General features: G+C 72.4%; 8 protein-coding genes and 1 pseudogene. 4 read left to right on the top strand and 5 right to left on the bottom strand.

What is annotated here, in order from left to right; all coding sequences use genetic code 11:
- Positions 1-46 precede the first annotated feature (46 nt).
- Complete coding sequence (locus tag ACTWPV_RS28795) at positions 47-931, top strand: MurR/RpiR family transcriptional regulator (protein WP_347648865.1); 885 nt, start codon at positions 47-49, stop codon at positions 929-931.
- Here ACTWPV_RS28795 and ACTWPV_RS28790 read toward each other — a convergent pair.
- The 4 genes from ACTWPV_RS28790 to ACTWPV_RS28775 are packed head-to-tail and all read right to left on the bottom strand — an operon-like array spanning position 928 to position 4,318.
- Positions 928-1,692: a creatininase family protein gene (locus ACTWPV_RS28790; protein ID WP_443154180.1), complete on the bottom strand. Its 765-nt coding sequence runs from the start codon at positions 1,690-1,692 to the stop codon at positions 928-930. The genes ACTWPV_RS28795 and ACTWPV_RS28790 overlap by 4 nt on opposite strands.
- Positions 1,689-2,588 (bottom strand): serine hydrolase, encoded by a 900-nt coding sequence (locus tag ACTWPV_RS28785; protein ID WP_443154179.1) that lies wholly within the window; start codon positions 2,586-2,588, stop codon positions 1,689-1,691. Before ACTWPV_RS28785 ends, ACTWPV_RS28790 begins: the two co-directional genes overlap by 4 nt.
- Positions 2,585-3,607, bottom strand: a complete 1,023-nt coding sequence (locus tag ACTWPV_RS28780) for a dipeptidase (RefSeq protein WP_347648868.1) — start codon at positions 3,605-3,607, stop codon at positions 2,585-2,587. Before ACTWPV_RS28780 ends, ACTWPV_RS28785 begins: the two co-directional genes overlap by 4 nt.
- 12 nt (positions 3,608-3,619) lie before the next feature.
- Complete coding sequence (locus ACTWPV_RS28775) at positions 3,620-4,318, bottom strand: GntR family transcriptional regulator (protein WP_443154178.1); 699 nt, start codon at positions 4,316-4,318, stop codon at positions 3,620-3,622.
- Between the two features lie 116 nt (positions 4,319-4,434).
- On the opposite strand from ACTWPV_RS28775, the pseudogene ACTWPV_RS28770 reads away from it, so the two are divergent.
- The 3 genes and pseudogenes from ACTWPV_RS28770 to ACTWPV_RS28760 form a co-directional block, all read left to right on the top strand.
- A pseudogene (locus ACTWPV_RS28770) lies at positions 4,435-4,698 on the top strand (oligopeptide/dipeptide ABC transporter ATP-binding protein); the annotation flags it as partial.
- 40 nt (positions 4,699-4,738) lie between these two features.
- Positions 4,739-5,626 (top strand): sulfotransferase family protein, encoded by an 888-nt coding sequence (locus ACTWPV_RS28765; protein ID WP_443154177.1) that lies wholly within the window; start codon positions 4,739-4,741, stop codon positions 5,624-5,626.
- Positions 5,627-5,719: 93 nt separating this feature from the next.
- Complete coding sequence (locus tag ACTWPV_RS28760; protein ID WP_443154176.1) at positions 5,720-7,381, top strand: arylsulfatase; 1,662 nt, start codon at positions 5,720-5,722, stop codon at positions 7,379-7,381.
- A gap of 131 nt (positions 7,382-7,512) precedes the next feature.
- On the opposite strand, the gene ACTWPV_RS28755 is transcribed toward ACTWPV_RS28760, so the two are convergent.
- Positions 7,513-11,220, bottom strand: a complete 3,708-nt coding sequence (locus ACTWPV_RS28755; protein WP_443154175.1) for a S8 family peptidase — start codon at positions 11,218-11,220, stop codon at positions 7,513-7,515.
- Positions 11,221-11,380 lie beyond the last annotated feature (160 nt).

The raw sequence follows: 11,380 nt of genomic DNA, 5'->3' as shown, positions 1-11,380 counted from the left end.
AGACCCTACCATCAAGGTACTTATTTTCCTTCTGCGGGGGATGACGATGGGCGAGGAAGCCGAGACGGTACTGATCCGCATCCGTGCGGCCATGCCCGCGCTGCGGCCGTCGGAGCGGCGCATCGCGGAGGAGTTCACCGGCGACCCGGCCGCCACCGCCAACCTGTCCATCGCCGAGCTGGCCGCCCGCTGCGAGACCTCCACGACCTCGGTGGTGCGCTTCTACCAGCGCATGGGGTACGCGCACTACAAGGACTTCAGGATCGACCTGACCAGGGCGGTGGCCAGGGAGGAGCTGGCCACCTCGAGCCTGCCGGAGGTGTCCGGCGACATCGACCGCCACGACAGCCTGGAGGGCATCGTCTCCAAGGTGGCGATGAACGAGACGCTGTCCATCGCCGACACGGCCCGCGCGCTGGACATGGAGGCGCTCGGCGAGGCGGTGGCGCTGCTGCTGGGGGCCCGCAGGATCGACACGTTCGGCGTCGGCGCGAGCGCCCTGGTGGGGCTCGACCTGCAGACGAAGTTGTCGCGCATCGGCCGTACCGCGATCAACTGGCACGACGCCCACTCGGCCTGGACCTCGGCGGCCACGCTCGACGGCGCCTGCGTGGCGGTGGCCGTCTCACACACCGGCGCCACCACCGACACGGTCGAGTTCCTCGCGATCGCCCGCGCGTCGGGCGCCTCGACGGTGGCCATCACGAACTTCCGCGAGTCGCCGCTGGCCCGCGCGGCCGACGTGACGCTCACGACGGCCGCGCGGGAGACCAGGTTCCGCTCGGGGGCGCTGGGCAGCCGCATCGCCCAGCTCATGGTCGTCGACTGCCTGTTCACCGGCGTCGCCCAGGCCTCCTACGACGCGTCGATGGAGGCGCTGCGCAACACGTACGCGGTGGTGCACGACCGAGCCGCGCACAAACGCGGCTAGGTCACGTACGGCTCGAAGAAGCGGGTCAGCAGGCCGGTCAGGCGGTCGAGATACTCCTCGCCCGCCCGTGCGGTCGCCGGCCGGGGGTCGCCCAGCACGCCGATCTCCGACAGCGCCCTGGTGCCGTGCTCGAACAACCTGCGCGCGGTCGGCTCGTCGAACCGGCCGCCGAAGCCGGCCTCGGCCCGGTCCATGTCGACCAGGTCGGGCCGGAGCGCGAGCGCGATCGACGTCTCGGCCTCCCCCGCGTGCGAGCCGCTGACCTCGGGCGGGAACCCGCGCTCCCGCCCGGCCTCCGCCAGCGCCCCCACGAACTCCTGCAGGTCGGTGTACGGGACGAGCCGGGCGCCGCCCACCCGGCCTTCCGTCTCCGCGAACAGCTCGGCCAAGGGGGCGAAGTTGCCGCCGTGGCTCGGCAGCACCAGCACGGTCTCGAACCCGTGGGCGGCCAGGCTCTCGCAGCAGCGCAGGATCACCGCCTTGAACGTCGCCTCGTCGAGGGTGACGGTGCCGGGGAAGGCCATGTGGTGGGTGGAGACCCCGAACGGGACGGTGGGGGCGAGGAGGACGCCGGGCAACCGTGCGGCCACCCTGTCCGCGAGGGCGTCCCCGAGCATGGTGTCGGTGACCAGCGGCAGGTGGGGGCCGTGCTGCTCGGTGGAGCCCGCCGCGAACAGGACGGTCCGCGCGCCCGCGGCCATCCGCTCCTCGACCTGCGGCCAGCACATCTCGGCCAGGCGCGGGGCCGGTGTGAGGCTCATCGGGTGCTCCTCAGGTGGTCGACGAGCAGCCGCGCGACCGCTCCGACAGCGGCGTCGGCCCGGCCGTCGCGCAGGTCGAAGTCGTGCTGGCGCAGGAAGATCGCGACCGCGTACTCCTCGCCGTCGCCGAAGTCCACGACGCCCACCTCGTTCCTGACGCCACCGTAGAAGGTACCGGTCTTGCCGGCGATCGCCGGGCCGTCGCGGTAGGCGGTGGAGAGCCGGTGCGGGGCGTACTGCTGGAGCATGACGCGCCGCACCTCCTCGCAGGCCGCCGGCGGCCCGGCCTCGTCGCGCCAGACGAGGCTCAGCAGGGTGGTCATGTCGCGCGCGGTGGTGGTGTTGCCGGTGGTCCCGGCCAGGGCGGGGCTGGCGGCGACCGCGGCCCTGAGCGCGTCGCGGTCCTCGTTTAACGGATCGCCGTCGAGATCGTCGAAGATCTCCGCGATCAGCCCGGCGCAGTCGAGGCGCACGGTGGTGTCGCGGATGCCGAGGGCGTCGAGCCGGGCGGCGATGCGGGCGGTGCCGACGATCCTCTGCAGCACGTCGGTCGCGGTGTTGTCGCTGACCTGCATCATCAGCAGGGCCAGGTCACGGACCGACAGCTCGACCTCGTCGAGCATCGAGGAGATGCCGCTCGGGCCAGGGCTGCGGACGTCGCCGGGCACCCGGATCCGCCGGGTGAGCGGCAGCTCGCCGGCCGCGGCCTGGCAGGCGACCTCCAGCAGGACCGCGACCTTGTACGTGGACGCGGCGACCTGGACCGCGTCGGCGTCGAGGGCGAGCTCGGCGCCGCCGCCGACGTGGCGGGCGTGGAAGGCTCCGGTCGTGCCCGCCGCGGCCAGGGTCTCGCGCGCTCGCTCGATGGTGGCCGGCGCGCCGGCGGTGACGGTCATGTCGTGCTCCCTGTCTCGTGCCATACCCGGTCGAAGACGCGCAGCCAGTTGCCGCCGAGCACGGCACGGGTCTCGTCCTCGGTGTAGCCGCGCTCGAGCAGCCGCTGGGTCAGGTTGGGCAGGCCCGACGCGTCGTCGAGGCCGGCCGGGAAGTGCCACGGCGGTGGCGGGTAGGTGGCCGCCGACCAGATGCCGTCGCGTACGTACTGCTCGTATAGCTCCATCGGCGGGTTGCGGATCGTGTAGTCGATCCCGATGCCGACGTGCTCGACTCCGACGAGGTCGGCGACGTAGGTGATGGCGTCGACGAAGCGGTCGAGCGTCGGCGGCGACTGCCCGGACAGGAACCCGGGAAAGCCGTTGATCCCGACCAGCCCGCCGGTCGCGGCCAGGTCCCTGATCAGGGCGTCGGAGATGTTGCGGGAGCTGGGATGCAGCCCGGCGGGGTTGGAGTGGGAGGCGACGACCGGCGCGGTGGACAGGGCGATCGCCTCGTGGCTGGTGCGCGCGCCGGTGTGCGAGACGTCGATGACGATGCCCAGCCGGTTGAGCTCGGCGACGACCGTGCGGCCGAGCGAGCTGAGGCCGGCGTCGGACGCCTCCTCGCAACCGTCGCCGACGGGGCTGCGCTGGTTGTAGGCGAGCTGCACGACCCGCACGCCGAGCCGCCAGAACAGCTCGACGAGGTCGGCTTCGTACTCGAGCGCGTGGGTGCCCTGGAAGTGCAGGACCACGGCCAGCTTCCCGTCGGCCTTCGCCCGGCGGATCTGCTCGGCCGAGGTCGCAAGCACCAGCTGGTCCGGCCGTTCGCGCAGGTAGCGGAAGGCCTCGGCGAGCAGGGAGACCGCCCGGCGGCAGTCCTCGAACGCCACGAAGCTGACCACGCAGCAGGTGGCGCCGCCGTCGATCCAGGTCTGCAGCCGTTCCCTCCAGTGGAAGCCCGGACAGGTGCCGTCCACGACGATCGCCGCGTCGTGGAGGGCGCGCGCGGACCGGGTGACGGGCGTGGTCGTCGACACGGAGATCTCCCCTTACCTGACGTCGGGCGCGACCGGCCCGTCGTCCTCTGGCCGCCCCGCCCACAGGCCGCGGGCGTGGTTGACGTGCGTGGTCATCAGTGCCTCGGCGCCCGGCCTGTCGCCCGCGGCGAGGAGATCGAGCAGGCGTACGTGCTCACGTGCGGACTCCACGAGCGGCGCGGCTCCGCGCAGCTTCGGCAGCGCCGACAGCCGGGTCTGGTAACGCAGCACCCGGACGAGCTCGACGTAGCGCGGGTTGCCGAGGAGCGCGGTCAGCGACAGGTGGAACTCGCTGTCCAGCACGACGAACGCCACCATGTCGCCGTTGGCGGCGTGCTCGACGAGCTCTTCGGCCATCGGGCGCAGCTTCTCCAGCTCGGGCTCCGGCCTCAGGTCCGCCAGCCTGCCCATCGCGGGCACCTCGAGGGTCAGCCGGATCTCGACGATGTCGTCGAGATCCTTGCCGGTCGCCACGCGTACGCGGAAGCCGCGGTTCTGCACCATCTCGACGAGCTCTTCCTTGGCCAGTTCGAGCACGGCCTCGCGGACGGGCGTCGCGGAGACGCCCAGCTGCGCCGCGATGGCGGACATCGAGTAGATCACGCCGGGGGTGAGGGATCCAGCGATGATCTGGCCCCGCAGCTGCGCCGCGGCCTCGTCGCGCAGGTTGCGGCGGGGCAGCGACTCGAACAGGGGCTCTGACCTCGTCATGTGGCGCTCCTTGTGCATCCAGCCCATTGACATGTCGTATGTAAGGTATTACCCATTAAGCCTTACAGGCAACGGGGGTTTAAGGAGAACTCAAATAGTCGACCAAGCATCCCCGGCACCCGTACACCGAGGCCCTGGCCTCGGCGGTCCCCGCCGTCTCGCCGTCGGACCGGCCGCGGCGCATCGTCCTGGACGGGGAGCCACCGCGGCCCGAGCAGCCTCCGCGGGGCTGCGCCTTCCACACCCGCTGCCATCGCAGGATCGGCCCGATCTGCGACGAGAGCGCGCCGCGGCCCGTGCCCACCGCCACCGGCGTCACCCGCTGCCACCTGGAGGCCTCACTCCGCGCCGTGCTCCCCGGTACCGGTTCACAGGCCTGATTCACCTGGGGTTCACTGCGCCGGCCTAGCTTGTAGCCCCATGAGCTGGAGGTACCGTGCCAACGCCACACTCGAAGGACTGACGGGATACACGTTGACGCGCCGCCTGCGCAGGGAGGCGCCGAGACCGGCCGCCAAGCCGCCGCCTGAGCTGCGGCGGCTGCCGGGCGACGCGGTACGGCCGCCCGTCGACGGCGCGCACGACCGGTTGTTGCGCGAACCGGTGTTCCTGCTGTCGTCCGTGCGGTCGGGCTCGACGCTGCTGCGCGTCATGCTCGACAGCCACTCGCGGATCCACTCGCCGATCGAGACGCACTTCCGCCGGGTGACCGTCGGCCTCGGCACCGATCCCGTACGGCAGGCCATGGACCTGCTCGGCCACACCCACAGCGACATCGAGCACATCGTCTGGGACCGGCTGCTGCACCGGGAGCTGAGCCGCAGCGGCAAGCCAATCCTGGCGGAGAAGACGCCGAGCAACGTGTTCGCCTGGCGGCGGATCTCGACCTGCTGGCCGGACGCGCGTTTCGTGTTCCTGCTGCGCCACCCCATGTCGATCGTGCAGTCCTGGCACGAGGCCGACCCGCCCAAGCGGCCCATGGAGGAGGCCGTGCCGCGCACGCTGAGTTACATGACCTACCTCCAGGAGGCCCGCACGCACCTGGAGGGCCTGACGCTGCGCTACGAGGACCTGGTCGCCGACCCCGAGGCGGAGCTGCGCCGGCTCTGCGCGTACCTGGATCTCGCGTACGAGCCCGCCATGCTCGCCTACGGCGACCAGGACCACGGCGCCTTCGTCAAGGGCATCGGCGACTGGCGTGACAAGATCCGCGCCGGCACCGTCGTCGCGGCCCGCCCGCTGCCCGCGGCCGGGGAGATCCCGGAGGCGCTCCACCAGATCTGCCGCCAGTGGGGCTATCTCCGGTGAGTGACTTTTCTCACCGCCGTGGATGCCATGCTGTGACAGAGTTCGCCGGTGATTTGCCCGCTGTTCCCCGCAACCTCCGATATGTTGCCCTTCGTGATCAACGGGCTCTCCCGCCGCACCTTGTTCGCCGGAACTCTCGCCGGCCTCGCGGCGCCCTCAGCGGCCTCCCTGGCCCCCTCGGCGGCAGACGCGGCAGCCGTCCGCGGCCGCCTTCCCTCACGGCCGAACATCCTGCTCGTCCTGGCCGACGACCTCGGATGGGGTGAGATCGGCAGCCAGGGGCAGCGCAAGATCCACACGCCCAACCTGGACCGGATGGCCGCCGAGGGCGTGCGGTTCGCGACGGCGTACTCGGGGGCGCCGCTGTGCGCGCCGGCACGCTGCGCGTTGCTCACCGGGCTGCACGCCGGCCACGGCACCGTGCGTGACAACCCCGAAGGCGGGCCGCAACGCTCGTTGACCGACGCCGACCTCACCTTCGCCGAGCTGCTGCGGCTGTCCGGCTATCGGACGGCCTGCATCGGCAAGTGGGGCTTCGGCCCCGAGCAGCCGCACCAGGCCTCCCACCCGAACGTGCGCGGCTTCGACGAGTTCTTCGGCTACATCACCCACCGGCACGCCCACCACTACTTCCCGTCGTACCTGTGGCACAACGACAAGAGGGTGTCCGTCCCCGGCCGGTCGTACGCGCCGCACCTGTTCCGCGAGAAGGCGGCCGAGTTCATCGCCAAGGGCGACGACGACCCGTTCCTGCTCTACTACGCCAGCAACCTGCCGCACGCGCCCAGCGCCATCCCCGGCGACGCGGGCGTCTACGAGAAGGAGCCGTGGAGCGAGGCGAACCGCCGCCACGCCGCACAGGTGACACGGCTCGACACCGACGTCGCCGCCCTGCTGCGGGCGCTGCGGGACGCCCGCGTCGCCGAGCGCACGCTCGTGCTGTTCACCAGCGACAACGGCCCCCACCGTGAGAAGGGCGTGACGCCCCGGCTGTTCAACTCCAACGGCCCGTACCGCGCCGACAAGCGCGACGTGTACGAAGGCGGCATCCGCGTGCCGCTGATCGCCTGGTCGCCAGGGTTACGCCATCGCGTCGAGCGGCAGCCGGTCGCGTTCTGGGACGTGCTGCCGACGCTGGCGGACCTGGCGGAGGTGCCGGTGCCCGCCCACCTCGACGGGCGGTCGTTCCGCGGCCTGCTCACCGGCGGGAACGCGCCCAGGCACGATCACCTGGTGTGGAACCGGCCGCGCAAGGCCCAGGCCATCCGGCGCGGCCGGTGGAAGGTCGTCCGGTTCTCCCCGAACATCGCCGGCGCCGGGCCCGAGGGCCGGGTCGAGCTCTACGACCTGTCCGCCGACCCCGGCGAGAAGCTCGACCTGGCGGCGGACCGCCCCGAGCTGACCGCCGAACTGCTGGCCACCCTCGACGCGTCCATCGGGTCCGATCCGCGCCTCCCGTACGGGCTGCGCACGAGGCTCACGGACGACCAGGTCATCGTGACCCTGCACAACGGGTCGTCCCGTCCGTGGCGCGGGGTCGAGCTGGGACTCGACGGGCCGCGCAAGCGGCGGGCGCACCGGGTGGCGCGGCTGGAGCCGGGCACGGCGGTCACGGTCGGCTTCCCGCTCCCCGCCAAGCGCCGCGGGCGCATCGTCGCGCGCGCCGCCTTCACCGCGGGCGGCCGGAGGCAGGTCTTCCGCGCACGGCACATCAAGCGCACGGACGCGCCGCCCACGCTCCAGCCCGTCACATGAGCGCGTCGCCGGCCGCCCGGCGAACGGGCCCCGGGCGGCAGGCGACGTGAGCCCCGGCGACGCGTGAGGGGGGAGGGCCGAGCACGGCCCTCCCCCCTCATTCCGGCGCGCGAGCACCCTCGCGCGGGCGCTCAGCGCGTGGCGTAGGCGCGGATCACCTCCTGCGCCAGGGTGTTGCCGTTGACGTCGGAGGCGTTGAGCCGCAGCGAGACGAACCCGGACGGCGACCGGCCGATGGTCGTCTCGTACCTACGGTCGCCCTTGTCCCGCAGGCGGACCGGCTTCCACGTGGCGCCGTCGTCGTACGACACCTCCAGCGCGACGTCCCTGATCGCGCTCTGCTCCGCGCCCTCCTGGTGGTAGAGGGACAGGCCCAGCTTCCGCGACCTGGCCCGGTTCTTCAGGTCGACCGGCGCGTCGAACGTGGCCAGCAGCAGCGGGATCACCGCCGTTTCCGCGGCGCGCTCGGAGGCGAAGGTCCACACCCCCTTGGTACGCGTGGACAACTTCGCCCAATCGGCCTCGTTGGCCAGGTCGTACTCGATCCGGTAGTCCGCCTTCTCCGGGGAGAGCGTGCCCGACCCCGACGGCAGGTAGTTCGTCTGCCACAGGAGCGTGTCGCCCTGGTAGAGCCGGAAGTCGGTCTTCATGCCGTGCTCGAACTTGCTGGTGTAGGTGTCGCCGTAGTTGCGGGCGGCGTCCACGAAGCCCTGCATGGACACGCGCAGCTTGTCGCCCTCCCTGCGCATGGGGTTGCGCGGGTTGATGCCCGGCAGCAGCGGCTGCTTGAACACCGAGCGCCCGACCCGCTCGCCCGCCTCGTACGGGCGGAAGTCCGGCGAGGACAGCGCGATGCGCGGCGTGTCCGGGTGCGGCCACATGGTGTTGTAGTGCCGCTCGGGAACGCCGGCCGACGTGGCCCAGCGCAGGTCGGACCCGGGGGTGACGTAATCGGTCCGGGTGCGCGGCGCCTTGGCCATCGGATGGTTCGTGGAGACCGACGTGGTGTCCCAGGGCTGGAAGACGAACCTGGCCTCGTTCACCGTCACGTCGCCGGCGAGCTGGGTGTGGAAGTCCGTCTCGATCCTCGCCAGCGACCTCGACCTGACCACGTAGCGCGGCCTGTCGCGCACCTGGCCCTTCTCCTGGAGGAACAGGTCGTAGACGTACGGGCTGGCGACGACGCCCTTGGCCACGATCGGCACCGGCAGCCGGCGCAGCCGCTCGACGAGCTTCAGCCCTTCCTCATGCGTCAGCCGCACGGTCGGGACGGCGAGCTTGACACCGTTGCCGCCGGTGGTGACGTCGTGGCCCGGCTGGTCGCTGTAGACGGCAACCATCCTCGCCCCGGCCGCCGCGGCCGCGTTGGACTGCGTGGAGACCGGAACTCCGGGCGTGCGGCGGATGACGGCGAGCTTGCCGCGCAGGTCGCGCGCCTTGATCTCGCCGGGGCTGCCTCGTCCCGCATCGGCCGCCATGAGCAGCCGGGTGCCGTCCAGGCGCGGGTACTCGGTGGCGAAGTCGCTGAACTGGACCGGGTCCACGTACTGGGGTTCCAGTTCGAGCCCGGGGGTGGTGAGGGTGATCTCGGGGGCCGTCAGCCGCCACCGGGTGGAGACGGCGAACGTGCCCTTGGTGACCTTCTCGGTGGGCTGGACGAACAGCCGCTCCTCCACCTGGCCGCCGGGCGCGATGTGGGTGCCGCCGCGCAGCGCGGCGCCCTGCTCCCCCGCCCGGTACCACCGCAGCGCGGCGGCCGAGCCGGTGTTCCGCTTGGTCCTGTGGTCGGGCGTCTCGACCTCGACCTCGACGGCCTTGCGGGCGTCCAGCACCACCTCGGTGTCCTCGGTGATCGTCATCTCGGGGTCGCCGAGCAGGCTCTCGTTGAGCGGCTTGCCCTTCGCGGTGCTGTCCTGGGTGGCCGGCATGGTGAAGATGTGGCCGAGCACCGAGTACGTGCCGGGCTTGACGAGCAGGCACGTGCCCTTGCCGTACTTCTGCTCGGTGCACGGCTGCGCGGGCTCGCCGGGAAGCACGCGGCCGACCAGGGTGCCCTCGTCCAGGTCGAGCACGGTGAAGCCGCCGCGGCCCGGTCGGCCGTCCCTGGCGATGCCGCGGACGCGCAGCTCGACGCGCTTCTCCTCGACGTCGGCGGTCAGCAGCGTGCGCACGGGCGCGCCGCCCGCGACGGCGGCCGTCAACTCCTGGCGCACGAGGCCGGTCTTGTCCGCCTTGAGCGTGACCGTGGCCTCGGCCGTCCCCGACGCGGGCACGGTGAGCCCGGCCGGCTCGACGGCGAACGCGCCGCCGCTCGACAGGTCCAGGTCCGCGGGCTGCTGCCCCAGGTTGTGGTAGGTGACGGTGAGGCTCTTCTCCTCGCCGGGGGCGAGCCTGCCGAAGTTGACCGAGCCCGCCGAGGCCGCGACCGGGTTCTTCAGCGCGGCGGCCACGTCGATCCTGCCCGCGCCCTGCGCGTCGACGGGGATGTCCTTGCCGGGCCTGGCGGTGGCCATGAGCAGCGACTTCAGCTCGCCGCCCGTGACGCCGGGGCGGGCCTGGCGCAGCAGGGCCGCCGCGCCCGCGACGTGCGGGGTGGCCATGGAGGTGCCGGACATCGCGGCGTGGCCGCCGCCGGGCTTTGCGGCGGAGATGTCCACGCCCGGCGCGGTCACGTCGGGCTTGACGGCCTGGTCGGCGACGATCGGGCCCTTGCTGGAGAAGTCGGCCAGCCGGTCCTCGCGGTCGACCGCCCCGACGGTCAGCGCCTCGGGGGCGTCGCCGGGGGTGCCCACGCACGAGTCGCAGCCGTCGTTGCCCGCAGCCACCACGAACAGCGTCCCGTACTGCTCGCTCAGCCGGGAGACCGCGGCGGTCAGCGGGCCGCCCGGCTCCTGGCTGCCCAGGCTCATGTTGACGATCTCGGCACGCTGCTCGCCGGCCGCCCACTCCATGCCGTCGATGATCCACGACAGCTGGCCGAAGCCGTCGCCGGCGAGGACCCGGCCGTTGAGCAGCCTGGCGCCGGGCGCCACGCCCTTGCCGCCGCCGTCCGGGCCGGCTCCCGCGATCGTACTCGCGACGTGGGTGCCGTGGCCGTGCGGGTCGCCCGTGACGTTCTCCCCGGTGAAGTCGCGCTGACCGGCGACCTTGCCCGCGACGTCCGGGTGCGCGGCGTCCACGCCGGTGTCGAGCACGGCGACGGTGGTGCCGGCGCCGTCGTACCCGGCGGCCCAGGCCTCGGGCGCGCCGATCTGCGGCACGCTGTGCTCCAGGACCGGCTTCACCTTGCGGTCGAGCCAGATCTTCGACACGCCCGCCAACGGCCCGGCGGCGCGGGCGTCCGGGCCGTCCAGCTTGGCCAGCTCCGCCCCGAACGCAGCCGCGTCCCGCTCGGCCACCGACACGCCCGTCCCGCCGATGCTCTCCAGCGTGCGGACCTGCTTCACGGACGGCGGCGCGGCCTTGGGGGCGTTCCCCTCGTGGGTGAAGATCAGCGGGATGGCGTCGTCGTACCCCTGCTCGGCCAGCGCCGTCACGTTGAACAGCGCGCTGTCGAGCCGCTCGGGCACCAGGGCGGCGACGTCGTCGGGGATGACGCTCAGCTCCCCGCCCGACTCCAGCACCTGGAACGTCGGCACGGAGCCGTCCGCCCTGGGCGCGGGGGTGACGGCCACGGTACTGTGCTCACCGTCCACGGCGCGCACGCGTACGCGATCACCGGTGACCAGCGTGATCTCGTCGCCCGCCGCGTCGCTCGTGAACTCCACGGGCGGCGCGGCGAGCGCGTGCGCGCCAGGAGCAGGCAGCAGCGCGGCGGTCATGACGGCCGTGACGGCCATGACCGTTCCGCGCCGCCACCCCTGCCGCCACCCCCGCCGCCGTTGTCTCGCGCGCCCTAACCCATGCAGCATGAACGACCTCCAGAAATCGGTAAGCACGAATACCCGACTTCCTAGCGGCCCTGAGCTGGCGCTGTCTATGAAGTTGGCGTGGCCAGAT

Source organism: Nonomuraea sp. KM88 (assembly GCF_052245635.1).
In the GTDB taxonomy this organism is placed as follows: Bacteria; Actinomycetota; Actinomycetes; order Streptosporangiales; family Streptosporangiaceae; genus Nonomuraea.
Note: the sequence above shows the minus strand (reverse complement) of the source record. Positions and strands in the feature narration are given on the sequence as shown.

Bases quoted from the DNA above. Each gene is read 5' to 3' on its own strand.
- ACTWPV_RS28795 (WP_347648865.1), top strand. From the start codon at position 47: ATGGGCGAGGAAGCCGAGACGGTACTGATCCGCATCCGTGCGGCCATG.
- ACTWPV_RS28790 (WP_443154180.1), bottom strand. From the start codon at position 1,692: ATGAGCCTCACACCGGCCCCGCGCCTGGCCGAGATGTGCTGGCCGCAG.
- ACTWPV_RS28785 (WP_443154179.1), bottom strand. From the start codon at position 2,588: ATGACCGTCACCGCCGGCGCGCCGGCCACCATCGAGCGAGCGCGCGAG.
- ACTWPV_RS28775 (WP_443154178.1), bottom strand. From the start codon at position 4,318: ATGACGAGGTCAGAGCCCCTGTTCGAGTCGCTGCCCCGCCGCAACCTG.
- ACTWPV_RS28765 (WP_443154177.1), top strand. From the start codon at position 4,739: ATGAGCTGGAGGTACCGTGCCAACGCCACACTCGAAGGACTGACGGGA.
- ACTWPV_RS28755 (WP_443154175.1), bottom strand. From the start codon at position 11,220: ATGGCCGTCACGGCCGTCATGACCGCCGCGCTGCTGCCTGCTCCTGGC.